Raw genomic sequence first — 26226 nt, 5'->3', positions numbered from 1 at the left:
ATCTTGCCGTAGTCTACAACATGAAACTGCTGAGCCCTGCCATATCAAGACTGGCCCGTTTACGAATGTGGCGCATAGAAAGCTGGATTCAAAATCCGGTTGCTGCCCAGCGGGAAGTATTGCAGGATATTGTTACAACGGCACAATACACACAGTTTGGGCATCAGCATCAATTTTCAAAACTCTTCAGTGTAAGAGATTTTAAAAATACGGTTCCGGTAAGCGAATATGAAGACCTGAAACCCTTCATTGAAAGGATGATGCAGGGCGAAGAAAATGTACTCTGGCCCACTCCCATTAGCTGGTTTGCTAAAAGCAGCGGTACAACCAGCGATAAAAGTAAGTTCATTCCCGTGAGTGAAGAAAGCATGCAGGATGGACATTATAAAGCGGCCAAAGATGTACTTACTCTTTATTACAACAATTTCCCCTCCAGCGATTTGTTAACCGGCAAAGGATTGGTCATTGGTGGCAGTCACACCATCAGCCAGGTAAATGAAACCATACAGTTTGGTGACCTGAGTGCGGTATTAATGCAAAATGCTCCTTTCTGGAGTAACTGGATCCGTACACCGGGTTTAAATATTGCCCTGATGGATGAGTGGGAAACCAAGATCCAGATGCTGGCCGAAAATACTATCAAAGATCCCGTTACTTCCATTTCCGGAGTGCCCACATGGACCTTGGTGCTCTTCAGAAAAATACTGGAGCTCACCGGTAAACAATCCATCAGCGAAGTATGGCCGCAGATGGAACTGTACCTGCACGGCGGTGTTTCCTTTGTACCCTACCGTGAGCAGTTTGAACAAATCATCGGCAAACCCATCAACTACCTGGAAATGTATAATGCCAGTGAAGGTTTCTTTGCTGCACAGGATGAACCGGATGCTGATGGCATGTTACTGTTTACAGACCATGGTATTTTTTACGAGTTTATGCCCATTGAAGAATATGGCAAGCAATTTCCTCATACAATTGGGCTAAACAAAGTTGAAATCGGAAAAAACTATGCACTCATCATCAGCACCAATGGTGGGTTGTGGCGTTATATTGTTGGCGATACCGTTCAGTTTACTTCTGTAAATCCCTATCGCATCAAAGTAAGTGGCCGCTTAAAGCATTACATCAATGCATTTGGTGAAGAAGTGATTGTTGATAATTCAGACCGTGCCATTGCCATAGCCTGTGAGCAAACAGGTGCTGTGGTGAATGATTATACAGCCGCTCCTGTTTATTTTAACCACGACAGCACAGGCGCTCATGAATGGCTTATTGAATTTGAAAAAGATCCGGTGGGATTAAATGATTTTGTGTACGAACTGGATACGGCACTCAAAAACCTGAACAGTGATTATGAAGCCAAACGTCATAAAAACATGGCGCTTCGTTTACCGTTTGTAAAACCGGTTCCCAAAGGCAGCTTCAATGCATGGCTGCAGCAAAAAGGAAAGCTGGGTGGGCAGCATAAAATTCCCCGCCTCAATAATGATCGTAAGATTCTCGAAGAAATTCTGCAAAGCATCACTTCTAAATAATACTTCTTAATCAACCTGCAACAGTCAATCTGTTTACCCGGTATTTTTGTTCAGTAATGGCAGCAACAAACTCATTTTTGTTGATTGTAAAAAAAATTACACGCATTGTATTGATAGCAGCGGTATTGCTGGCAATCTATGCAAGTGTAATTGAATGGCTTTTTGCCAATAAAAAAAGCAAGCAGGTTTATACCACTGAATACTGGAGTCACCGGGGATTTAATAAGCTTGCATTACCTGAAAACAGTATTGCTGCATTTGAGCATGTAATCCGTAATGGTGTTACAGGCATTGAAACGGATGTTTACTGGCAGGAACAACAGCAATGTTTTATAGTAACACATGACCTGCCGGTGAAAACCAAAGATTCTGTTTTAAAATTAGAGGAACTGCTGGCCCGTTTTAAGGATTCGGTTTCTTACTGGATTGATTTCAAAAATCTAACCAATACCAACAGGAAACAGGCTGAACAGGCATTATTGCAGATGGCAGAGCAATACAACCTCGGTCAAAAACTATTTGTAGAAAGCGGAAACGGTGCGGCGCTCCGGAAGTTTAAAAAAGGAACCATTCAAACCTTGTACTGGATTCAATACAACCGCAGCTTTCCTGCCAAATGGTTAAAGCTTATATATATTAAAACACTCATTGCCTGCAGCAATTTTGATGGCTTCACTACCGGTTATTCAATGTATGATGAAGATTTCAAACAGCGGTTCAATGGTCTGCCGCTTTATTTATTTGATGCCCCTGCAACAATCATTAAAAAAGAAACCCAAACACCTTCATCCATTAAAGTATTCCTGGTAGATGCAGATTATTATTTAAACTCATTAACGCCATGAAAAAAAAGCTGCTCTACTCATTTGTTATGGTTTTTACCTTGTGCATGGGTTTAATGCTGATGCTGCGTATTATTTTCTGGACCTTTAACCGGCGCTTTTTTCCTGCAGCAAACCTGAAAGAGAAGATGAGTGTATTCATGGCAGGCAGCAGGTTTGATGCTTCCTCTGTAGCACTTATTTTGCTCCCCTGCTTACTTCTTTATACCATATACCTTGTAACTGCTAACAAAAGATGGTTGCAGTTGATGTTGCTGCTTTTGAAAGTGCTTCTTTTTGTTTTGATATCCCTCAGTTTATTTGATACCGGTTATTATGCATTCAGTTTTCAAAGAAGCTCCATAGAAATGCTGCAGTTTACAGCAGATAGCCTGCGTGTTTTTAAAACAGCCCCTTTGGCTTATGCCGGTCTCTTTGCGATGGCTTTAGTCCTGGTAGTTGGTGTTCATTTTTTGCTCAGGCGTTTTACAGCACGGTTAAAAGTCAGCACTGCTTTTCCTGTTAAACATACACTGCTCTTTCTACCCGTTTTTCTTTTCCTGTTTATCTGCATCCGTGGATGGAATGCAAGACCTCTTTCACCTTTGTCAGTTTCACTTTACACCAATGCCAACTATTCCAGTATTGTGACCAATACGCTTCAAACCTTCTTGTACTCGGCTTTTAAATCGCCTGGAAACAATTGGGGAAACCCAAAACAGTTTTATCCGTTCGATACTGTTACTAAAACAGTTCCTTTTGTACAGCAACTACCGGCCATTGAAGAAAAAAAGTACAATGTGGTTTTGTTTATCATGGAAAGTGTATCAAGGGCCTACCTGGAAAAAGGCGATCCCCAAAAAGCTTCCACTCCTTTTTTAGATACACTCATGAGCAACAGTCTTGTTTGCACCAATGCTTATGCGAATGGTTCGATGTCAGTAAACGGAATACAGGCGGTACTCAGCGGTATTCCTGCCTTGTATGATTATAACATTGATAACTCACCTTACTATCTCAACTTTACAAGAGCCATGCCCGCTGTTTTTAAAGAACGTGGTTACGGTACTTACTTTTATTATGGTGCCGGCAAAGATCATTTTGGCTTGGAAAAACTCACCCGTCGTTTTGGGGTGGATCATTATATTTCAGAAGAGGCCTATGGCAACAAAGCAGAGCATAATGGTTACTGGGGTATTAATGATTCTGCTTTTTTTCGTTTTACCGTGGAGCAGGTAGCCAAACAACCGCAACCATTTTTTACTACTGTTTTTAATATCTCCACGCACTACCCTTATGTGATACCGGAAAAATACCGTTCTGTTTTTCCCAAAGGCAATACAGCCGCTGCACAATCGGTAAGCTTTCTGGACCGTGCCCTGCAATTATTTTTTGAAGAAGCAAAGAAAAGCAGCTGGTATAATAACACCCTGTTTGTTTTTACAGCCGATCACTGGAACAAAGAAGATCCTACTTTAAAAGCAGATGGAAGCGGTATTTACCAGATTCCGCTATTTATTTATAAACCGGATGGCAGTCTCAAACAAACAATTACAGGTGTAACAGATCAGTTGTCCATCTTTCCTACACTAATGCATCTCACCGGTTATACTCATAAATTCAATTCATTTGGCAGTAGTGTGCTCAACCTGCAACCGGAACGGCAATGGACGGTTGCTGTAAAACAATGGCCCGGTCTTTTACTCTTCACCACCACTGATACTGAATTGTATTTTGATGTAACGAATGATAAAATAAGCCGTGTAAAGTTTAATGCCGGCACGCCTGTTGATACTACTGCAACTTTAAAAACAGCAAGAAGTTTTATTCAGTACTACGATTATCTTTTCAGGAATAATAAACTGGCTGATACCAATCATCTGCCGCATTAAATCATTACAAAAGCGTAACTGTTACCTTTGCGGCTAACCTTTTGAGCATGAACATAAGAAGCAAATTAAAAGAATATAAACTGGCGCATTGGATCAACAACCTGTTTCATTATCGCCGGTTACAACATAATAAAAAGGCATACCGGCAATACGGCGTAACAAAAACACTTTACAATTCTATTTCCAGTAAAGATTTTCCTGATAAAACGTCCGGCGCCTGGCTGGATGTAAATGATGCAGCAGTGGTAGCAGAACAGCAACCCGGCTTTTCTGCTTTCAGTGCAGATGTACAGCAGCAATTAAAGAACTGGAGCAGAGATGGCTACCTGCACATAAAAAATTATTTTACTGCAGAGCAGGCAGATGCTGTAAACAATGCGGTTGCATCCCTCATACATCAAAAACATTTACCTGTTACACATGATAATAAAGTAATGTTTGGTTACAGGCATTCTCCGGTAATCAAAGAAATGATGCATGATAAGGGGCTGATTGATCTGTTATCCTTTATTCTTGGTAAAGAAGTACAGCCCTTTCAAACGCTCAACTTTGTAAAAGGAAGTGGTCAGCGGGCACATAGTGACAGCATTCATATGACTACCTATCCGCTCGGTTATCTTATTGCAGCATGGATTGCACTGGAAGATATTCATCCGGATAGCGGACCGCTTTTCTACTACCCGGGCAGTCATAAACTTCCTTACCTGCTTAATGATGATTTTGAAAACTACAGCACCCGTTTTAAACTGGGCCAAAAAGAATATACTGACTATGAAGACCTGGTAGAAGATATTCTTTCGAAAAACCCATTGGAAAAAAAGATTTTTCTTCCAAAGAAGGGAGACGTTCTCATCTGGCATGCAAATCTTATCCATGGCGGCATACCTGTTACCAACCCCGATCTTACCCGTAAAAGCATGGTGATTCATTACTATGCAAAAGATGTGGTGAAATACCACGAAATAACAGAACGGCCTTCTTTGATGGAGGAATAAAACACTTTACTTTGCAAATAACCAAATCAATGCATATGAAATTACTCGAAGGAAAAGTTGCTATTGTTACAGGAGCTGCCCGTGGCATTGGCGAAGCCGTAGCCATCAAATTTGCAGAGCATGGCGCTCATGTAGCTTTTACATTTGTTAGTGACAGCAGTAAAGAAAAAGCAAGTGCCCTTGAAGCCAAACTGCAGGGCATGGGTGTAAAAGCAAAAGCTTATCAAAGCAATGCCGGCGAATTTGCAGCCTGTGAGAGCTTTGTAAATGATGTATTGAAAGAGTTCGGCACTATTGATATCTGTGTCAACAATGCCGGTATTTCAAAAGACAACTTATTGTTGCGTATGAGCCCGGATCAGTGGGAAGATGTGATCCGTGTAAACCTCAACTCTGTTTTTTATATGACCAAACAGGTGATAAGACCGATGATGAAAGCCAAAAGCGGAAGCATCATCAACATGAGCTCTGTGATTGGCGAAATGGGTAATGCCGGTCAAAGCAGTTATGCCGCCAGCAAGGCAGGTGTTATCGGGTTTACAAAAAGTGTAGCAAAAGAACTGGGCAGCCGTAATATCCGCTGTAATGCTATAGCTCCAGGTTTTGTAGAAACTGATATGACCTCCTACCTTAAAGAAGGTGAAGCAGGTGATAAATATAAAGCAGGTATACCATTAGGACGTTTCGCAAGCGCTGAAGACATTGCCAATGTTACCCTCTTTTTAGCCAGTGATTTAAGCAGTTATGTAACGGGGCAAACCATCAGTGCCTGTGGCGGTTTGAATATTTAACGCTTGCACAAATCGTAAAAAAAGGTAAAGGTTTTGGCTTTTACCTTTTTTTTATTTACAACTTGTGGTTATACCTTTATTTTTGTTGAGGGTATGAAGAAACAATTCATCAGCTTGATGCTTTGCCTGGTTATGTGTATACAGCTACTGCCGCTTACACAAATCAGTACAACTATGTATCAAAGCCAGCAGATGAATGAAGAACTACCGCACAATGACAACCCCACCGCTCCCAGTTTTACTGAGGAACTGCAAAAACATATTGCAACCTTAAGCCACGAGGAACAAATAGCGCTCACAGAACTCCGCATCACCCAGGTAATTCATTGGGCGGAACAGATGTATTCCCGCTTTTCTGATGATGTAGAAACACGACCTCCCAATATTGTTTAACAGCCACCATTCCCTATTCTTTCTTTTTTAACCCTTTTAATATGCTATAACAAAGCAGCATTGATGCTTAGCTTCCTGTTATTCATAAAACCATCTTTAAACAACACATGAAACCGGAAACAAAATATTTTAAAACCGATCTGCTCTCAGGCCTAGTTGTTTTTTTAGTTGCCTTACCGCTGTGTTTAGGAATTGCATTAGCCAGCGGAGCCCCTTTATTTTCCGGCATTATTACAGGAGTTATTGGTGGAATTATTGTAGGTATGCTAAGTGGTTCCAATCTTAGTGTATCAGGCCCTGCTGCCGGTCTAACAGCAATAGTACTTGCCGGAATAACCAGCGCCGGCAGTTATGATACTTTTTTAACCGCAGTAGTAATTGCCGGTTTCCTGCAACTTGTTTTGGGACTTATAAAAGCAGGTAGTATTTCCAACTACTTTCCTTCCAATGTTATTGAAGGCATGTTAACCGGTATAGGCATTATCATCATTTTAAAACAAATTCCACATGCAGTAGGATTTGATAAAGACAGTGAAGGAGATTTTGCCTTTATTGAGCCATCAACCGGGAACAATACTCTTACAGCCATTATTGATTCTCTTAATTCTGTGCATTACGGTGCTATTATTATTGCAGTGATATGTATTGGAATTTTAATAGCCTTTAATAAAGTACCCCGGCTTAAAAAAATGAAACTATTGCCGGGAGGCCTGGTAGCTGTGATTGCGGGTGTATTAATCAATGAAGTGTTTATTCAAACAGGCTCTGTACTTGCTGTGCAACCGGAACACCTGGTGAAACTCCCGATGCCTCAGTCGTTTACTGAGTTTTTTAACCAGTTTTCGTTACCTGATTTCAAAGCATTTCTCGATGGCAAGATATGGTTGCTGGGTGCTACTATTGCCGTAGTTGCCAGCATTGAAACCCTTTTATGCCTGGAAGCTGCTGACAAAATGGATCCGCTAAAACGTTTTTCAAGCGGCAATACCGAATTACGGGCACAAGGCATCGGAAATATGCTTGCCGGTTTTATTGGCGGCTTGCCTATGACTTCTGTAATCGTACGTACCTCTGCAAATATTAATTCCGGCGGCCGCACCAAACTCGCCACAATTTCACATGGTGTATTTCTGCTGCTGGCTGTAGTTTTTATTCCTTCAGTACTCAATAAAATTCCTTTAGCTGCCCTGGCTGCTATTTTAATTATGATTGGTTTAAAACTTGCAAGTCCTAAAGTATTTAAACACATGTGGCACAATGGAAAGTTTCAGTTTATCCCATTTATTGTAACTGTAGCAGCAGTAGTATTTACTGATTTGCTGAAAGGTGTGGGTATCGGTCTTGCTGTAAGTATCATTTTCATTTTGAAAGGCAATATGAAACTGGCTTACTTTTTTGAAGACAAACAACACCAGGAGGGTAAAAACATTGAGATAAAACTGGCCCAGGAAGTCTCCTTTCTTAATAAAGCCGCCATTAAGCAAACCCTGGCACATTTACCTGCTAACAGTCATGTAATAATTAATGCCAGTGAAACAGTATATATTGATCATGATGTGCTGGAGTTAATCAAAGACTTTTTTGCTTTTACAAGCAAGGATCGTGATATCAAAGTAGATCTTGTAGGTTTTAAAAATGCTTATAAAATTGAAAACACCAAAACCCATGTAACAGATACTGTTACACAATAACCATTAAAACAAACAACTATGAATTCTTATGAACGTCTTTTAGAGAACAACAAAAGCTGGGCAGGAGAAAAAATAAAAGTAGACCCCGGCTTTTTTGACCGCCTTGTAAATGTTCAAAAACCGGATTTCTTATGGATTGGCTGCAGCGACAGCCGTGTACCGCCGGATCAGATAACGCAAACACAACCGGGAGAGATCTTCATTCACCGTAACATAGCGAACATGGTGATCCATACTGACCTGAACGTGTTGAGTGTTCTTGAATATTCAGTAAATGTTCTGAAAGTAAATCACATTATCGTTTGTGGTCATTATGGCTGCGGAGGTGTAAAAGCTGCCTTTCAACAACATAGTCTTGGTCTGATAAATAAATGGCTGAGAAATATTAAAGATGTGTATCGTTTTCACCAGGACGAAATAAGGGCCATCCCAAATGAAGAAGGCCGTTTGAATAAACTGATTGAATTAAATGTAAAAGAACAGTTAATGAATGTGGCCAAGACATCTATTGTGCAGAAAGCATGGAAGGACAGAGAGGCTCCACATTTACATGGCTGGGTCTATGATTTACACGATGGTATTATTAAGCCTATTTTTGAAATGCGTGCCGGTGAACATTTTGATCCTTTATATGAGTTTGACAACCTGTAAAAAAATGCCGCCCCGGGGCGGCATTTTTTTATCAGAAATGATTAGCCATCCACCAGTACAATGGAATACCTACAGTTATATTAAACGGAAAAGTTACACCTAAGGTCATGGGAATGTACAAGCCGGGATCAGCTTTAGGTGCCGCTAAACGCATGGCAGCAGGCACGGCAATATAAGAGGCGCTTGCTGCAAGAATAGCGAGTAAGAAACGATTGCCTGTTTCCATTTCAAAAAAAGATGTAATGAAAATGGCAAGTGTACCATTAACAGGCGGCAACAATAAACCAAACAATGTAACAAACCATCCGTAACTGCGGAATGCTTTGAAACGCTTGGCCGCCACCATCCCCATCTCCAATAAAAACACGGCCAAGAACCCTTTGAAAATATCTGATGTAAATGGTTTAATACCCTCTGCCTGTTTGGTATCAGCAACAATACCGATGATTAAACTTCCCATAATCATCAATACGCTTCCGTTAGTAAGGGCATCATGAACGATGTAACGAAGTTTGTGATGTTGTTCTTTATGCTCATCAAATTTTCTGATGAGCATGACGCCTATAATAATCGCCGGAGCTTCCATCAAAGCCATTGCTGCCACCATGTGACCACCATAGTGCACTTGCTCTGCTTCTAAAAATGCGCTTGCTGCTACAAACGTAACGGCGCTTACACTTCCATACGCTGCTGCTACGGCACCTGCATCATATACATTCAATTTTCGTTTGAGTATAAAGAATGAATACAATGGTACAAATGCTGCTAATGCTAAAGCAATAAATAAAGTAATGATAATTTCTGTGGTGAGCCCGCTATGTGCCAGTTCCTGTCCACCCTTGAAACCGATGGAAAACAATAAATACAATGAAATGAATTTTACAGAACCCGGCGGAATTTCCAAATCACTTTTTACAATAGCTGCAATTACACCGAGCAGAAAAAACAGCAGTGTAGGATTGGTAAGATTACTAATCAGGATTTCAGTATTCATGAAGATTGTTACTGCAAAGCTAAGGTTATTGATGCAAACAGATGTTGTTAAGCATCAATCCTGATATTACGCTTTTTGATGTAAGCATGCCATAGAATCATGGCGGCAATGGTTCGGTAGGGCTTCCACGGTTCTGCAATGAGCAGCATTTCGTCTTTACTGATGTGCGGATGGAGTTGTTTGGTTTCTTTAAGAGAGTTGACCAATGCAATATCGCCCAGTGGAAACAAATCTGTTCGTTGGAGTGCATGCATAAGGTAAACATCAGCCGTCCAGTTACCAATACCTTTGATGGAAGTGAGGTGATGACGCACTTCATCATCCGTCATCTCAGGAAATTGTTTCCATGGTAATGATTTGCTTGCAAAAGCTTCCGCCAGGTTTTTGGCATAGCCTTGTTTTTGTCGTGTGAAATAACATTCCCGTAACTCTTCATTGCTCATGCTGAGAATTTTTTCAGGAGTTACGGTGCCGACTCTTGCTTTCAGTTTTTTATATGCCGCAAATGCAGCTGCCAGAGAAACCTGTTGCTCCAGTATAGTAAGGATGAGTGTTTCAAAACCCTGCTTACGAGTCCACATTGGTGGATAGCCATGTTGCTTGATGATAGCTTTGAGGTGTTTGTCTTTTTTGGAAAGATGGTTACAGAATGTTTGAAAGTTGCCGGAAGAAAAAGTTGAAATCATGGGCCAGGATTTTGAAAGAAGAAAAATAGTAAAGGAGGTGAATGATAAAATTTGATATAGCTAAGAGGTTAAAGGAGAAAAAGAGAGAATGAGATTTCCTTGTGAGTCTTATGAACTAAAAATTTAATTAGCAAGGTTTGAATTTTCTCTTTTACTCCTTTTCTCTTTCATCCTCTTAACTACTCTTAGCCTTAAATTTTGCAATAGCATTTTTAGTAAACTCACTCAGTACCAATCGTCCGCTGATGGCAGCACGTTGTTGTAACAATTCATCCCAGTGTTCGGTTCCCTTCCAGAATATTTTTTTCATTTCTGCCATCGCTTCGGGTGAGGAGTGCGCAAGTGCTGCCGCTAGTTTATTGATGGCTTCATCCATATTTTCAACGGAGTCATGTACTTCAGCAAACAAACCTTTACGGCGTGCCCATTCCGCATTCCGGAAGGAAGCGGCATCAATCGATAAAGTACTGAATGCTGATGTTCCCAACTTACGTTCTACCGCAGGGCCCACAACAAAAGGCCCGATGCCTACTGCCAACTCACTCAACTTTACATCCGCTTTATCAGTAGCAATGGCATAATCAACTGATGCAGCTACGCCCACACCACCACCAACACATTTACCATGAATGCGGCCTATGATAAATTTGGGGCATTTGCGCATGGCATTGATCACTTTGGCAAAACCGCTGAAGAACTGCAATCCTTCTGCTTCGGTTTTAATAGCTACCAGTTCATCAAAACTGGCACCGGCGCAAAATGCTTTTTCACCAGCTGAGCGGAGGATAATCACTTTTACACGGTCATCATTACCGGCACCATGAATTACCTGCGCTAACTCTTCGAGCAATTTTCCAGGAAGTGAATTGCTTTGGGGATGAAAAAACTCAATTGTTCCGATTTGATTGTGAAGTTCAAATGTTATTGAACCGCCTGCTACTTCGTGTATCATAAAAAGAAATTTTGGCTAAGAGAATAAAAGAGAAAAGAAGAAAAAGAGTTCATTCAGATTCTTCTCTTCCAAAATTATTAAAAACCCTGTGAATACCATCTTTCATAAGTTCAACTTTGAAATTAATAAGCATTCCATGTTTTAAGTTTAATAACCCCAAATGTGTTCTTATTTGTTTAAAGTAAACAGATGGAAGCGGATAAAGTGTCTTTAGCTCCAAAACAAGTTTATTATCAACCAGCAAATCAACTTTGTAAGCGTTTTCAATATTTAAACCTTCCCATTCAATTGGTAACAAGCATTGCCTGTGAACAGTAATCCCCAGTTTAATTAATTCATAATAAAGTATTTCTTCATATACTTTTTCAAAGCAACCCGGACCAATTTTAGAATGAATTCTAACGCAAAGGTCAACTACAATTCCGGTCAGAGTATTTATGTCCATATGTAAGAATTCAATCTCTTAAAGACAAAAAAGCCTATTGAACAATTCTCCTTACCTCTTTTTCTCCTTTAACCTCTTAGCCTTTCTTCTTCACCATTGTCAATATCGTTGCCACGCCTGTTACTTCATCTGTTTCATCAATCATTTCCACCAGCCACTTTACAATGCCTTTGTCAATATCATCACCTCGCTTGAAGTCTTCAGGTTTTTCTACAATACGTTTATCGTTCGGCAACTTCTCCTTGCAGGTAAAACGGATATGAATTTCAGCGCCGGGATAAACCGGTTTGGTAAAACGCAACTCATCAATTCCATAATTTAAAAGCACAGGATTGAGTTCGTAATCATCCACAAACAAGCCGGCTGCAATACTCATAATAAAATAACCATGTGCTACCTGGCGTTCAAACATCGTTCCGGTAAAATCTGTTGTCTTAATGTGGGCATAAAAATGATCGCCACTTAAATCTGCAAAAGCATCAATGTCTTCGCTTGTAATAACTCGTTTCTCAGTTATTAACTGATCGCCTATCTGCAGCTCCTCAAAATATTTTTTGAACGGATGTTTACCCGGTTGTTTCCCCTTTGCATGAGGCTGATATACATTCGTGATTTCAGTAATCGTTGTGGGCGAACCTTGTAATGCTGTACGTTGCAGATAATGTTTTACTCCACGAATGCCGCCCATCTCTTCACCACCACCTGCACGTCCCGGGCCACCATGCACCAATAAAGGCAACGGTGAACCATGACCTGTATTTTCTTTTGCACATTCATTATTCAATACTAATATTCTGCCGTGATGTGTTGCTGCACCAATTACATAATTCCGGGCTGTATTATAATCAGCTGTTACAATCGTTGTTACCAGGCTGCCTTTGCCCAACTTACTTAAAGCAATCGCTTCTTCATCTGTTTTGTAGGGCATAATGGTACTCACAGGACCAAAGGCCTCTACTTCATGAACTTCTTTAGTTGCAAAAGGTTGTTCATTCATCAACAATAAGGGACTCATAAAAGCACCTTTTGCTGCATCAGCATCTACCACTTCAACACTATCCAGAGAACCATAAACAAGTTGTGAGGACGATAACAATTTCTGCACCTGTTCCTTCACTTCTCTTCTTTGCGTTTCACCTGCCAGTGATCCCATTCTTACTTTTTCATTGAGCGGATTACCGATTACTGTTTGTGATAAAGAAGTTGAGATGGCCTTCCACATATCTTCCATCTTGTTTTCCGGTACAAATATTCTGCGGATGCCGGTGCATCGCTGACCAGCTTTCAAGGTCATTTCTTTACGCACTTCTTTTACAAAAATGTCCCACTCCGGCATACCCGGCTCTACATCATTTCCCAAAACGATGCAATTGAGCGAATCTGCTTCCATATTAAACGGAACATTTTCACGAAGAATGTTTTCATTTGATTTCAACAGCAACCCTGTTGATGCACTCCCGGTAAAAGTTACTACGTCTTGTGACGTAACATGATTGAGCATATCACCCGCACTGCCGCAGATCAATTGTAAAGCACCTTCAGGTAAAATGCCGGAAGCAATAATTTCTTTTACTACTGCTTCTGTAACATAGGAAGTAACTGTTGCCGGTTTTACAACAGCGGGTACTCCTGCCAATAAATTCACGGCAATTTTTTCAAGCATGCCCCATACCGGAAAGTTGAAGGCATTAATATGAACAGCTACTCCTTCCTTCGGCACAAAAATATGAGTGCCCATAAACGTATTGTTCTTACTGAGGTTATGGCTTTCACCATCTACACAAATCACATCATCGGGAAATTTTCTGCGAAGTGATGCATTGGCAAATAAATTACCGATACCTCCTTCAATATCTACCCAGCTATCTGCTTTGGTGGCACCTGTTTGATAGCTGATGTTATAAAACTTCGGAAGATGATTTCGTAAATGCAATGCAAGGGCTTTGAGCATATTGCCACGCTCATGAAAAGTCATTTTCCGTAAAGCAGGGTTACCTGTTTGGCGTGCATAGTTAAGAATGGAAGCAAAGTCTAATCCTTTAGTAGAAGCTGAAGCAATAGCTTCACCTGTTACCGCATTGTATAATAATTGTCCGTCGCCATCACCGGTAATCCAGTGGCCGGAGATGTAATTTTCCAGTTTATTCATACAGCAAAATCGTTGTACTGCGAAGGTAAACTGAAATGATGCTGTAAAAAAATCAGTTCATCAATCCAAACTGTCTTGCGTGGTGTGTTACATGCTTGTAATGCAGCAATATCCATTCCTCAAAATTCAAAGGACCAAATACCGGGTGTGATATAATAGCTGAAGGATTTTCCTCAAAACAATTGAAGAAACGTTCAATACTTTTTTGAAGTTTGATCAAAGCCACTTCCATTGATTCATTACGTACAGGTGCCGGTTCTTCACCCAGAATCTGGGATGGTGCTTTTGTATTTTCCCTGAACTCTTTATCGCTGTGCAAAAATGCTTTCAACTTAGGTAAATGTTCCTCAGGCGAAAGAAAAGGCAACTGAATTTTTCCATTTGAAACATTAAAAAAATCGGTTACATGCTCCACCATCTGCTGCAGGTTCATTTTTCCCCATTTTGCTTCTGCGGCAGGATTATTACGGATCAGCTCTGTAAACATTGAGCGTATGAAGTTTGATTTTTGAGTATCTATCATAAGTACAAGATAGATGTTTTAATGAAATACACCACCTGGAATAAGAGTTAAGAGAGGGGATTTTAACTCAATAAAAAAGGAGCAGGTTGAGCTGCTCCATTTCTATATTTTAGATTATTTAATTAACCTAATGCAACACGCTTGAATTCAGTAACGGTTACATCACCGGCGCTCTTGAGGTAATCACCTACACTCTTAGCACCATCTTTTACAAAAGCCTGTGCTGTTAATGTTTGCTCTTTAAAGAAAGCGTTCATTTTGCCTTCTGCAATCTTAGCAATCATTTCTTCAGGTTTGCCTGCCATTTTAGGATCCTGTTTCATCAGGTCCATAATGATATCTTTTTCACGTGCTACTACATCAGCAGGTACGCTGGCAGCATCCACTGCTACAGGATTCATAGCAGCAATCTGCATCGCTACATCTTTACCTGCTTCTTCAGCTTCTTTATTTAATCCTACTAAAACACCCATGCGGTAAGCGCCGTGGATATAAGAAGATACATAAGGAGCTTCAATTCTTTCAAAACGACTAATGCCTATTTTTTCACCGATAGCAGCCAGTTTATCATTAATAAGATCAGAAACTTTTGCACCGTTTACTACAACTTCATTCAATTCTTCAACACTCTTTACATTGTTGGCAACCGCTGCATCTGCAATTGATTTTGCAAACGCTACGAAATCAGCATTCTTACTTACGAAATCAGTTTCGCAGCTGATGCACACAACAAAACCTGTTTTCTTATCAGCACTTGTTTGTGCAATGATCACACCTTCTTTTGCTTCACGATCGCTACGCTTGGCAGCAACTTTCTGTCCCTGCTTACGTAACCAGTCAATAGCCGCTTCAAAATCACCATTGGTTTCAGTTAACGCTTTACGGCAATCCATCATACCGGCACCGGTGGCCTGGCGGAGTTTATTAATATCCTGTGCACTGATTGTTACTGTAGACATAATTTCAATTTGAAAATTTGTAATTAAATAATTTGAAAATGCTTCCTGCTTAAGTTGTTTTACTAACTCAGGCAGAAAGCATTTATTTTTTGTACTTCGTAGTTCGTACCTCTTACTTCTCTTTACTTCCTACCGCTCAATTATCTTGCAGAAGTACGCTTCTGTGTGCTGGGTACACGACGCTTGGGAGCACCGGCTCCGCCACCTGCATTGCCGCCACGGTTACCACCACGACCACGACCACCACGCTCTCTGCCTTCTTCACCACCTTCGTCAAACTTAGGTCCACGGTCTGTTACTTCTTCTGTTTCTTCTTCTTCTTTTTCAGTCTGGCGCTCTGCTAAACCTTCTGCAATAGCAGCAGTGATGTATTGAGTGATGATAGCAATTGATTTGGTAGCATCATCATTACCGGGGATAGAGAAATCAACTTTGTTAGGATCGCAGTTGGTATCAACTAAACCAAAGGTAGTTACACCCAAACGCTTTGCTTCAGCCAAAGCAATATGCTCATGACCAATATCCACCAGGAACAAAGCAGCAGGAATACGGCCCATATTGGCAATACCTCCCAATACTTTTTCCATTTTGTCTTTATCACGGCTCAGTTGCAAACGCTCCTTCTTGGTGATGTTATCAAATGTGCCGTCGTTCAGCATTTTTTCAATGCTCTGCATCTTCTTAACGCTCTTACGAACAGTATTGAAGTTAGTTAACATACCACCCAACCAACGGTCAGTTACATACGGCATGTTTACTTTTTGTGCACACTCAGTAACGATTTCTTTTGCCTGCTTTTTAGTAGCCACAAACATGATTTTTTTACCGCTGCGTGCAATTTGTTTCATTGCTGCTGCTGCTTCCTGCAAACCTTCTACGGTTTTGTTCAGGTCAATGATGTGGATGCCTTTCTTTTCAGCAAAGATGTAAGGCAACATCTTGGGGTTCCACTTCTTCTTAAGGTGACCAAAGTGTACACCTGCTTCCAGTAACTGCTGTTGTAATGAAGTGTTATTTTCCATTTTATGAATTTGAAAATTTGATTGTTTGAAAATTTGAAAATGCCATTAACGTTTAGAGAACTGGAAGCTTCTGCGTGCTTTCTTCTTACCAAATTTCTTACGTTCTACACCACGGGGATCACGCTTAAGCATACCGGCTGCTTTTAACACAGGACGGAACTCAGCATTTACTTCCAGCAGTGCACGGGCAATACCCAGCTTTACCGCTTCAGCCTGACCTTTAATACCACCACCGCTGGCATTAATTTTTACATCAAACTTGTCTAAACCATCTACACTCTTTAAAGGAGCCTCTACCTGGTTTTGTAAATACACCAGGCTGAAATATTCTTTGTAGTTTTTGTCGTTAACTGTAATGTTACCGTTACCCTTGCTGATGAACACACGGGTGATGGCTTCTTTACGGCGACCAACTGCGTTTTTTTGCTTTTCCATTTATGGGAATTTGTGAATGAGTTTATGAATTAGAATTTCAGTTCTTTAGGTTGCTGTGCTTTTTGATTGTGCTCAGCGCCTGCATATACAAATAACTTCTTGTACATTTTGCGGCCGAGACGGTTTTTAGGAAGCATTCCTTTTACAGCACGCTCAATTACCACTTCCGGACGACGACGCATCAGGTCTTTAGCAATTTCAATTTTCTGGCCACCGGGGTAACCACTGAAGTTCTGGTATTCTTTGTAATCAGTTTTGTTGCCGGTAAATACAACTTTATCAGCATTGATAACGATTACGTAATCACCACAGTCAACGTGCGGTGTGTAATAAGCTTTGTTCTTGCCACGTAATACAGCAGCAATTTTGGAACACATACGACCTACGGTTTGATTGGTGCCGTCCACAACGTACCAGTTACGCTGCACGGTAGCCTCGTTCGCATGTTTGGTAGTGAAATGTAGTTTACTCATTGTTTTTTGTTTTTATTTATCCGCTATAGCTTTTGGCGGCAGCGGTACCACGCCATCCCGTGGAGTTTGTTGAAAAATTTCCCGTTTTTAAGAACGGGTCGCAAAGGTAGCGGTGCTGCAGCCAATCAACCAAAGAAATGAGGAAGTATTTTTGAGGGTGCTTTTGCAAACAATTGATTTTCAATTAAATTTTTGCACAAAAAATTTAATGACCATTCTGTCAAGCTTGTAAACCGCTTGAGTAAGGGGAATAGGAGCCATTGGCCCGGTGTAAGAACCTCAACTTATTGGCCTGTAGGGCAACGATAGGAGGAGAAGCTGAAAGTAATACCCACAGTAGCCATTACATACTGGTCTTTTTGCTTGCCAAAACCCCGTTGGTTACCCTGGGCTCCAATGATGGCACCGGTTTCGTAGCTGCGATCCTGTAAAAAAGAGGCAGGTGAACCGGGTTTGAAAGCAGCAATGCCTGCGTATGTTGAGGATACATCATCCAGGTAATCTGTTGTAGTAAAACGATGGGCTACTTCTATGTTAAGATTCCAGCGATCATTAAACGCATATTTTACACCTAAGCCAACCGGGAATGCAATGGCGGTGGTAGAATAAGGTGTGCGATCCGGATAAACAGCCGAGCCTTGCCCTTCAGTTCCCAGAGGCTGTAAAAAGTATTTGGTGTTACCTAAATAAGCATAAGGATTAAAGCCAAACACTCCGGCACCAAATGTGAGATAAGGAGTAAACCGTTCGTTGGGGTTAGCAGGATTAAAACGGAAAAAATTAAAATCACCCTGCACCATTAACTCCCAGATGTTGGTATTAAAGCTGAGATTGCGGCGGCGGCGGAATTCATTGTCTTTTTCATAAACATCGCTGTAACCGAGTTGTGCAAAGTTGGCGCCGATACGTAAAGCCACATAATCATTCACCTGCTTTCTGAAAAATACGCCTGCGGCTATTTTAGGTCTGTTTAAACGGGTAGTAGGGTTTAAATCGCCAAAATAATGAGCAGCACCCAGTTGAATACCAAATTCCCCTTCATGTCTGAATCCTTCATATTGTGCTAATACCGGCAGGGAAAGCGTACAAAGAAATGCAATAGCTGTACGGCGCAAGAATTGTTTCATTCGGTTCTTTTTAATTCAATGTGTTTATAACGTCAATTTCAGGATTTTCATTTGCAGAGGACCGTTTTTAATTTCTCCGGTCCAGCCCCCATGATAATTTATTACGCAGGGTTTGAAGGAAATTGGTTTCGTTCAGGCGTAGCAGGTTGATGCAGAAATCTTCTTTCTTAACGGCTACCTGCACATCTTTTTGAACGATGGCTTTTCTTGAATCGAGTGTACACAGAAAGCTGTCTGTTCTTCCTTCTATTTCAAAAGAAATAATATTGTTATCCGGCACCACCAGCGGTCTTACATTTAAATTATGCGGAGCCACCGGGGTAATTACAAAACTGCCGCTTTCAGGAAACACAACCGGTCCGTTACAGCTTAATGAATAACCGGTAGAGCCTGTAGGTGTAGCCACAATTAACCCATCTGCCCAATAGGTATTCAAAAACTCTCCGTTGAGATAGGTATGAATTTTTATCATGGATGATGTGTCCAGTTTATGAATGGCAAATTCATTCAACCCATACGGTGTGGAGCCGAAAAGAGATGTGTTGCTGTCAAGATGAATCAATGTACGCTCATCTTTTACAAACGTATGATTTACCAATGCGGCCACGGCTGAATCCAGCTCTTCACGGCCGATGCTTGCCAAAAAGCCCAGTCTTCCGAAATTGATGCCAAGCAATGGAATTTTTTTATCCTGCACCATGGTAACAGTGTCCAGCAAGGTACCATCACCTCCAAGACTGATCATACATTCAAAAGAATCGTCCAACTCATGAGGTTCGTTAAATAACAAAGGAGTGCTGCTGAAATGCAACACATCTTTTACCTGCATAAAAAAGTCGTGATATAAAACAGGTTTAATATTATGATCGTCCAGTTGTTGCAGCAGCCGCTGAATCTCTTCTTTCTGCTCCTGCTCAAAAACACGGCTGTATAAAGCTACCTTCATTTGAATTTGATTTGCTGAAATTTAAAACCAGCAGTGATTGATGGATTTAAAAATCTTTACGTACATGTAAAAATAAACCCTTTTCGCCCAACTGGTTGAATGAATAGTCAATCCTGGCTGTAAAATCATAATAACTCAGGATATCAAGCCCCGCCCCGTAAGTATACAGCAAACGGTTATTTAAAAATCCTGTTGCGTAAAAAGGCGTGTAGGCACCGCCGATATTAGCATACACTTTTGCCAGTACCCGAAACGGAATTTTCCGATACTTCTCATCTTTAATAAAAAGCGTGGGCACATTCACCTTGAAGAGTTCCTGTGCTATTGTAGTTCTGAGCATTCCTGCCATTACCCCATCAATAACATAATACTCCAGCCCCTGCATATACAAATCGCCATAACCCATTGCAGGCATATTGTACATAGGCTGATTAAACGGCAACTTTAATGTACCTACTCCGTAAAAAGAGGTGTACGTTTTTTTTCCAAGTGTAATATACCTGCCTGCTTTACCGTTAAATTGCCAGAGATTCATTCCTTTGGCACCTAAACCTCTTTGCAAAAAAGTTCCGTTAAATGCAAAGCCTTTTAATGGATAAGGAATATTATCAAGATCGTAATACTGGTAGTTATAACTTATTTCGCCAAAAGCCTGGCGGGTTTTGTTATCTGCAAAAAAAGGAAGATAACCCTTTGATGCATTCTGCTGTATGATACGGGAAATGGTATCTGCAATACGTTCATTTACATAACCTACCCTTAAATAATGACGATGCTTTACTCCTTTCCTGTATGAAAATCCTGCTTCAGCTTTAAAAGTAGTTCTTACAAAATCGTTGATTAGATTATTGTTTGCCGGATAAAACACCTGTTTATTACTATCGGTGGCGAAAGAAGCCTGCCTGTTGCTGGTATAATTGATGGAAAACAAAAAACCTTTTTCCAGTTTTTTATCAGCAAAAGGTTGTTCGTAAGAAAGTAAGTATTGACGGCTGTACCCATTAATGTAACGGAAGGACAATTTATCTCTGCGGCCCGAAACATTTTCCCAGTTAAATTTAAGACCATAGTTCACACGCTCCAGGCTTGCATTTTGTTCTACAATCCATTGGTTGAGATTGCGGTCAACCACTTTAAAATAAGGAATGGGGAATATGTACCAGCGTTCTTTTAAAACAAAAAACACTTCTATCTCCTGCTCATTGATAATGCGCAAGCTAGGAAGCACTTCTAAAAACAATTGGGTGTTGATGATATCCAGCCTTGCCTTTTCAATGGTTTTGAGTAAATCTTTCACCGGCAATACGGTACCTTTTGTAAATGACACTTCCCTTAGTACGATATAATCTTTGGTTACTTTATGACCGGAGAGCTGAATATTAATAATGCGAACAGCAGCCTCCTGCGGTAATTGACTTACAGTTTCCTCCATTTTCCGTTTCACAGAATCATAGGACACGGAAGCCTGTCCCATAAGTTGTACAAAAGGGAATAACAGAACTGCAAGCAGCGTATATGTAAACAGAAATTTTCTCATCCAATACACACGGTAAGCCATTGGTAAATGTAAAGGATATGAAGGAAAATGCCCTTTTTGAAGGATGGATTTTTCGTTAAATATTGAGGTAGTTCATGAGGTGATCATAGTTGAGCCTCAGTTCTTCTTCTGTAAGATTTTCGCCAAAATACTGGATCACGTTGTATTCATATCGTTCCAGTGTTGCCAGTATATCCTGTAAATCCGGTTTATTGATTTTTATTGCTACCATTAAATGACCGTTATCTTTATCCATCCAGGTGTTGAGGTGTATGATGCGTGCATCATTGGATTCAATAATTCTGCCCAGTTCAGAAATGGAAAAATTGTTAGGGGCCATTTGTAAAATAAGGATAGCACCGGGTTCGGCAGCACTGTTATAATGCGAAGCTGCGTACAACAAATCTTCTGCAGTAATCACTCCCAGGTACTCACCATCTTCTTTTACAACGGGCACAAGGCTTAACTTACGCTGGTGCATCATTTTTAATACAGAAAGAAAAAAGTCAGATGCATGAACCTGCACCTGTGCATCGGTGCGGATATAAGGAGCTATGGAATCAGCCGCATCAATATCTTCCACATCTTCTTCGTACAATAAACCGGCTACCTGGTGATTTGCTACAACCGGCAATTCTGTTACACGAAATTCTTTCATTAGCTCCAGAGCGTGCTGAACATTGTCTGTTGTTTGCAGAGAGGGGATGGAGTTAATAAGAAGTTCAGCAGCGGTCATAGTTTGTTTTTTAGAATCAGACGGGTACCGGGCGACTAAGTTTGGTAAGGAACCCATGTAATATTTCGTTAAACTCACGGGGCCGTTCCATCATAGGAGCATGCCCGCAAAGATCAATGAAATGCAGCTCAGAATTTGGTATGAGCCGGTTGAATTCCTTTCCTACAAACGGCGGAGTGATGGTATCATTGTTTCCCCAGATCAAAAGTGTTGGAATTTTTATTTCTTTCAACTCATCACCCAGGTTATTGCGTATAGCACTTTTTGCCAGTGCAATTACCTTTATTACTTTCAACCGTTGATTTACAATATCATAGACCTCATCAACCAACTCTTTGGTAGCAACTGAGGGATCGTAAAAGGTTAATTCTGTTTTACGTTTGATATAGTCATAATCACCACGTTTGGGATATGTATCACCCATTCCGTTTTCAAACAAACCACTGCTGCCGGTTAATGTAAGTGATTTAATCCGTTGCGGATGCTTCAGCACATGTACCAGTGCAACATGACCACCCAGTGAATTACCTAATAAATGAATATTGGTATAACCTTTAGCTTCAATAAACTTATGAACGAATTTTTCAAGCCCGCCAACTGTTGTATGCAGTAAGTCTAACTCAAATAACGGCAGCATGGGAACAACCACTGTGTTGTGATGCCGGAAATATTCAATCAAATCTTTAAAATTACTCAATGCACCAAATAGCCCATGCAGAAGGATCAGCGGCTCTCCGCTTCCCTCTTCAATGTATCTGAATTTATCAAGCTGTTTTATTTCGTAGTTCATGAAGCTTTGATAAGCAATTGTTATTTGCTAAAGTAATTGATTTGTTCCAAATGTGCCAATAAAATTCAATATGAACAGGTTATATAGGTTACAACTGTTGAAGAAATAATTCATGATGCTTCCGTCAGCAATAATGGTATCGGTACTGCACCTACGCTGAGCTTTGCATACTGCTGAAAAAAGTTCCTAATTCATCAAACATATTTTTAAACAGCGGAAGTAATGATCCGAGACCATCAATAACACCTGGCCCCCAGGGAGCAATATAATTGAACGTTACAGATTCTTTAACAACGGCATCAGAAAACACATGCAGCTTTTGAGCATAAAATAAAAACACACTCAAAATGACTGTATATAAAAAAAGATAGAGCAGTATACCCAGCGTTTTATTAAGCCAGCCCAGCAATACCAGCTGCACTGCTTTTTCAATAAAGGAAGCGCCTAACCGCACTAATAGCACCACTCCCAGAAAAACGACGCAAAAACTTACAAAAGGAAGCCAACGGGCACCAAGGTTGGTTGATTCACCTAACCACACTGCTACCGTACTGCTCAACTTTAAAGCGGCTGCAATACCGGCAATAAATGCCAATACAGAAAAGAGTGCAACAATTAACCCTCTCTGATAGCCTTTGATGATGGCCATCAGCAAAATAGCGGCAACAGCCACATCAATTATCATCAGGTTTATTTAAGAAGTTCCTTTACAGCTGCACTGATGGCTTTACCATCTGCTTTACCGGCCAGTTGTTTGGTAGCCACTCCCATTACCTTACCCATATCCGCCGGTGAAGAAGCGCCTGTATCAATGATAATTTTTTGTACAGCCAGCTTCAACTCATCTTCACTTAAAGGTTGCGGTAAAAATTTTTCAATCACTTTTATTTCTTCCTCCTCTTTCTGAGCCAGGTCATTTCTGTTTTGTTGCTGAAATATTTCCAGCGAATCTTTACGTTGCTTCACCAGTTTTTGCAACATCTTCAACTCAGCATCTTCTGTTACCTCTGAACCGGATGTTTTCAATAACAACAATGCGGCTTTAATAGCACGCAATCCACGAAGCGTAGCTTCATCTTTTGACTTCATGGCTTCTTTCATTTCGGCCATGATGCTTGTTTCCAGACTCATAGTTTTATTGATTTTGTTTCAACTGTTCCTGTTTGAATTTTTTGATAAATCCCTGCGCAAATGTTTTCAACTCTGCACTCAGTTCGGGCTGGTTGGTTGCACGTTGAAAAGAATCGGCCATCGTCATAAAGGTTTGATAATAAAAATCCGCCATTTCATCTACCATCATATCTTTTGTCCAGAGATCAATGCGTAAAGCACTCTTATCAGCGCCATCCCAAAAAGAAACCATCATGGCTTTTGCCTGCTGCTCCATATCCGCTGTACTGTCTGTAGCTTTCCAGGAAATCTGTTCGGGCACACGGGCTTCATCCAGCGCTACATTAATTGTAATTGTACTCTTATGTGTCATAGTTAAAATTGAAGCGCAAAGGTAGGTTTTCAACCGTTCCTGCTCAAGAAAAAGAGCTTGCCTCCCCGGCTGTGTACTCAATGCATTCTGCTAATAAAGCAGCATTTACCCTGTGTGAAAAATTGTGCAACCCTTGTTGCCCGTTCTCAATCACCTGTTTTCGGTATTGTTCATCTTTATAAAGAAGCATCATAATACGGGCAATATCTTCAGGAGTTGTGCCTGCCTGTATAAACATATTTTCATAAGAAGAATGCAATGGATGACCGCATAACACAACGGGAACGGCAGCGGCTAAAGCATCCTGTGGTAAAATATACGTTTTATAAGGTGATGCTATTTGCAACGCTGCATAACAGGCAGCAGCAAGAGAGGCCCGTTTGTTATTGTTTGTAAGGTCTCCGGCTAAAACAACATCAGCGTTGTATTTATAAGTAGCCAGCAACTGTAACAAAGATGCCGCAAACTCCTCCTGCCGGGCAGCAATTACTAATTTGATAGAGGTTTGCAATCGTTTTTTAAAAAATGAAAATGCTTTGAGCAGGTTCACCAGTTCCGTTTCCTGCAAAACGGGGTTAAGTAATAAAAAATACTCAGAACCTCCGCTCAGTTCGCTTTTGATTTGTTCTCTCTCCTGCCATTCAATTTTTTTATAAAAGGGAAGTGGCGGCGGCGGCGCATAAAACAACCTGCTATTGTTCAGAAGAGAATGCGCCTGAAGCTGATCAAAGCTGAATGCATCTGTACAAAACACTGCTTTACTTTTTCTGCTTTTTTTCAGGGCTGTTTTTAATTCATCAGCACCGGAAATAAACAAGCAGAATTTTTTTTGGGCGGAGAAGATAGAACCGGGAGTTCCTATGTAAACATCCGGACGAAGCTGCTCTGTTTCCTTTTGTAAAGATTTTTGTTGAACTATTTTCCGCAGTGGATTGATTGACGGATTAAACAAAATTTCTTTTACCCTGTCACTACCAGAAAAGTTTACCCTGCTATTCTCATTATTAATAAAAGTAAAGCGATGTTTCGGGTAATGTTCCTGCAGAACCGCAAGTAATTCATCGGAAAAAAAGAACGAATCATCTGTTCCGGGATTTCTGAGAGAAAGATCAATCACCACATTCATAGCTGCAAAAGTAAGCTGCAGGGAAGATTGTATACTTAACAAGCCTTACTACATCGTAATTACCGTATTTTTTGCAAGACAACTGGTTTTTTGCGTAGCACAAAATCATTGCTGTTACGATTGCAGGGCTCAAATAGTTATTGTAACTTTAATGAAGAATAAAAATTATGTAAAAAATACTATCAGTTACTTTAAGAAAATACACTTAGATTTTGAAAATTCACTTGCCCTCTGCCTGTAAAAAAAACAACCGCTGAACCGATTTTGGAATAATAATTGCTTCCAAGAGAATGAAACACTTAACACTACATAAAATTCTTCATAAAGCATTGAGGATAAAGGAAAAAAACGAATTTCCCGAGGCAGCTATCTGATACTGCAACGGGAGCAAGTTGATGGTTTTACAATGTGGATTTTGGGTAAACGACCCCGCTTTCCAGCGGGGTCTTCCATTTAGTTTTGAAAAATGACTGTTTTTCTATTCGTTTTTTGATTATAAGTTTGTAAGGAGATTTAATTCTGTATCCAAGTTAAAACCAAATTCTATGAAGAAGCTTGCATTCATTCTTGTAATGAGCTTATCCGTATCCGCCGCCTTTTCCCAGGAAGATTTTCATTTTACTTCCGGTAAAGAAAAGCATGATGGTAAGCCTCAGCAATTCAAACATCTTTCCTCCAAGTTTTCAGTAAAGCCCGGTTTTCTTAATGAAATTCTGAGTGTTCGTCTTGACGAGCAGGTCAGTTTTCAGTTAGCGGATGGTTTTGTTTTCAGCGGCAAAGTAATTACTAAAACCCGTGAAAGCAACGGCCTGGAGATTGTTACTGTTGAAAGTCAGCAGAAAAAAGGATTGATCCTTTCTGTTTCAAAGTTTACTAAAGCAGATGGAAGTATTGATTTCATGGGCCTTATTACCAGCCGTGACATCAGCGACATGATTATGCTGGAGAAAGATATTATTACCGGCAATTATATGTGGACCCGAAAAAACCTTTCGCAAATGATAGCAGATTAGCCCGTTTTTTATCCGTATACCCTGAAGAAGATATAACCAATAATCCAAACTAAATCCCAAT

General features: G+C 40.5%; 28 protein-coding genes. 9 read left to right on the top strand and 19 right to left on the bottom strand.

Going from position 1 to position 26226, the window contains the following annotated elements; genetic code table 11:
• Positions 1-20 precede the first annotated feature (20 nt).
• The 8 genes from PDL71_RS03075 to PDL71_RS03040 all read left to right on the top strand — a co-directional run bounded on the left by PDL71_RS03075 (position 21) and on the right by PDL71_RS03040 (position 8769).
• Positions 21-1535 (top strand): GH3 auxin-responsive promoter family protein, encoded by a 1515-nt coding sequence (locus tag PDL71_RS03075; protein WP_407525168.1) that lies wholly within the window; start codon positions 21-23, stop codon positions 1533-1535.
• A gap of 56 nt (positions 1536-1591) precedes the next feature.
• Complete coding sequence (locus PDL71_RS03070; protein WP_407525166.1) at positions 1592-2380, top strand: glycerophosphodiester phosphodiesterase; 789 nt, start codon at positions 1592-1594, stop codon at positions 2378-2380.
• Positions 2377-4248 carry an LTA synthase family protein gene (locus tag PDL71_RS03065; RefSeq protein ID WP_407525163.1) on the top strand — a complete coding sequence of 624 codons (1872 nt, stop codon included), beginning with the start codon at positions 2377-2379 and terminating at the stop codon, positions 4246-4248. The genes PDL71_RS03070 and PDL71_RS03065 overlap by 4 nt, the downstream gene beginning before the upstream one ends.
• Before the next feature lie 47 nt (positions 4249-4295).
• Positions 4296-5243 (top strand): phytanoyl-CoA dioxygenase family protein, encoded by a 948-nt coding sequence (locus tag PDL71_RS03060; RefSeq protein WP_407525160.1) that lies wholly within the window; start codon positions 4296-4298, stop codon positions 5241-5243.
• 35 nt (positions 5244-5278) lie between these two features.
• Positions 5279-6034, top strand: a complete 756-nt coding sequence (fabG, locus tag PDL71_RS03055) for a 3-oxoacyl-[acyl-carrier-protein] reductase (protein WP_407525157.1) — start codon at positions 5279-5281, stop codon at positions 6032-6034.
• Positions 6035-6127: 93 nt separating this feature from the next.
• Positions 6128-6427 (top strand): hypothetical protein, encoded by a 300-nt coding sequence (locus PDL71_RS03050; RefSeq protein ID WP_407525154.1) that lies wholly within the window; start codon positions 6128-6130, stop codon positions 6425-6427.
• A gap of 107 nt (positions 6428-6534) precedes the next feature.
• Positions 6535-8118, top strand: a complete 1584-nt coding sequence (locus PDL71_RS03045) for a SulP family inorganic anion transporter (protein ID WP_407525151.1) — start codon at positions 6535-6537, stop codon at positions 8116-8118.
• 18 nt (positions 8119-8136) lie between these two features.
• Positions 8137-8769: a carbonic anhydrase gene (locus PDL71_RS03040; protein ID WP_407525149.1), complete on the top strand. Its 633-nt coding sequence runs from the start codon at positions 8137-8139 to the stop codon at positions 8767-8769.
• A 31-nt stretch (positions 8770-8800) separates the two neighbouring features.
• Here the strand turns inward: PDL71_RS03040 and PDL71_RS03035 are convergent, their stop codons facing one another.
• The 19 genes from PDL71_RS03035 to PDL71_RS02945 form a co-directional block, all read right to left on the bottom strand.
• On the bottom strand, positions 8801-9763 hold the full coding sequence (locus PDL71_RS03035) for a sodium-dependent bicarbonate transport family permease (RefSeq protein WP_407525146.1): 963 nt from the start codon (positions 9761-9763) through the stop codon (positions 8801-8803).
• A gap of 47 nt (positions 9764-9810) precedes the next feature.
• The gene (locus PDL71_RS03030) at positions 9811-10449 is read right to left on the bottom strand and encodes a DNA-3-methyladenine glycosylase family protein (RefSeq protein WP_407525143.1); all 639 of its coding nucleotides are present in this window, start codon (positions 10447-10449) and stop codon (positions 9811-9813) included.
• A gap of 175 nt (positions 10450-10624) precedes the next feature.
• Positions 10625-11401, bottom strand: coding sequence for an enoyl-CoA hydratase/isomerase family protein (locus tag PDL71_RS03025; protein WP_407525140.1), 777 nt, complete (start codon positions 11399-11401; stop codon positions 10625-10627).
• Positions 11402-11450: 49 nt separating this feature from the next.
• Positions 11451-11846, bottom strand: coding sequence for a GxxExxY protein (locus PDL71_RS03020; protein WP_407525137.1), 396 nt, complete (start codon positions 11844-11846; stop codon positions 11451-11453).
• Positions 11847-11922: 76 nt separating this feature from the next.
• Positions 11923-13995 (bottom strand): phenylacetic acid degradation bifunctional protein PaaZ, encoded by a 2073-nt coding sequence (gene paaZ / locus PDL71_RS03015; RefSeq protein WP_407525135.1) that lies wholly within the window; start codon positions 13993-13995, stop codon positions 11923-11925.
• Positions 13996-14047: 52 nt separating this feature from the next.
• On the bottom strand, positions 14048-14482 hold the full coding sequence (locus PDL71_RS03010; RefSeq protein WP_407525132.1) for a DinB family protein: 435 nt from the start codon (positions 14480-14482) through the stop codon (positions 14048-14050).
• A gap of 158 nt (positions 14483-14640) precedes the next feature.
• A complete protein-coding gene (gene tsf / locus PDL71_RS03005) occupies positions 14641-15477 on the bottom strand; it encodes a translation elongation factor Ts (protein ID WP_407525129.1) in 837 nt (278 codons plus the stop codon).
• Between the two features lie 140 nt (positions 15478-15617).
• Positions 15618-16499, bottom strand: coding sequence for a 30S ribosomal protein S2 (gene rpsB / locus PDL71_RS03000; protein ID WP_407525125.1), 882 nt, complete (start codon positions 16497-16499; stop codon positions 15618-15620).
• A 45-nt stretch (positions 16500-16544) separates the two neighbouring features.
• Positions 16545-16934 carry a 30S ribosomal protein S9 gene (gene rpsI / locus PDL71_RS02995; RefSeq protein ID WP_407525122.1) on the bottom strand — a complete coding sequence of 130 codons (390 nt, stop codon included), beginning with the start codon at positions 16932-16934 and terminating at the stop codon, positions 16545-16547.
• A 29-nt stretch (positions 16935-16963) separates the two neighbouring features.
• Entirely contained in the window at positions 16964-17407 is a 444-nt protein-coding gene (gene rplM / locus PDL71_RS02990; protein WP_407525120.1) for a 50S ribosomal protein L13, read from the bottom strand.
• A 284-nt stretch (positions 17408-17691) separates the two neighbouring features.
• Positions 17692-18534: a DUF6089 family protein gene (locus PDL71_RS02985; RefSeq protein ID WP_407525117.1), complete on the bottom strand. Its 843-nt coding sequence runs from the start codon at positions 18532-18534 to the stop codon at positions 17692-17694.
• A gap of 67 nt (positions 18535-18601) precedes the next feature.
• On the bottom strand, positions 18602-19480 hold the full coding sequence (locus PDL71_RS02980) for an NAD kinase (protein WP_407525115.1): 879 nt from the start codon (positions 19478-19480) through the stop codon (positions 18602-18604).
• Positions 19481-19526: 46 nt separating this feature from the next.
• Positions 19527-20954, bottom strand: coding sequence for a hypothetical protein (locus PDL71_RS02975; RefSeq protein WP_407525112.1), 1428 nt, complete (start codon positions 20952-20954; stop codon positions 19527-19529).
• A 139-nt stretch (positions 20955-21093) separates the two neighbouring features.
• Positions 21094-21753, bottom strand: coding sequence for a CBS domain-containing protein (locus tag PDL71_RS02970; RefSeq protein WP_407525109.1), 660 nt, complete (start codon positions 21751-21753; stop codon positions 21094-21096).
• 16 nt (positions 21754-21769) lie between these two features.
• On the bottom strand, positions 21770-22543 hold the full coding sequence (locus PDL71_RS02965; protein ID WP_407525106.1) for an alpha/beta fold hydrolase: 774 nt from the start codon (positions 22541-22543) through the stop codon (positions 21770-21772).
• A gap of 151 nt (positions 22544-22694) precedes the next feature.
• Positions 22695-23228 (bottom strand): CvpA family protein, encoded by a 534-nt coding sequence (locus PDL71_RS02960; protein ID WP_407525104.1) that lies wholly within the window; start codon positions 23226-23228, stop codon positions 22695-22697.
• A 5-nt stretch (positions 23229-23233) separates the two neighbouring features.
• Positions 23234-23674 (bottom strand): GatB/YqeY domain-containing protein, encoded by a 441-nt coding sequence (locus tag PDL71_RS02955; RefSeq protein ID WP_407525101.1) that lies wholly within the window; start codon positions 23672-23674, stop codon positions 23234-23236.
• Positions 23675-23678: 4 nt separating this feature from the next.
• Positions 23679-24026: a gliding motility protein GldC gene (gene gldC, locus PDL71_RS02950; protein WP_407525098.1), complete on the bottom strand. Its 348-nt coding sequence runs from the start codon at positions 24024-24026 to the stop codon at positions 23679-23681.
• Between the two features lie 43 nt (positions 24027-24069).
• Positions 24070-25194: a glycosyltransferase gene (locus PDL71_RS02945; protein WP_407525096.1), complete on the bottom strand. Its 1125-nt coding sequence runs from the start codon at positions 25192-25194 to the stop codon at positions 24070-24072.
• 503 nt (positions 25195-25697) lie between these two features.
• On the opposite strand from PDL71_RS02945, the gene PDL71_RS02940 reads away from it, so the two are divergent.
• Entirely contained in the window at positions 25698-26165 is a 468-nt protein-coding gene (locus PDL71_RS02940; RefSeq protein WP_407525093.1) for a hypothetical protein, read from the top strand.
• Positions 26166-26226: the final 61 nt, after the last annotated feature.

This window comes from Lacibacter sp. MH-610 (assembly GCF_045780045.1).
Classification (GTDB): Bacteria; Bacteroidota; Bacteroidia; order Chitinophagales; family Chitinophagaceae; genus Lacibacter.
This window is presented reverse-complemented; position numbering and strand designations above follow the sequence as displayed.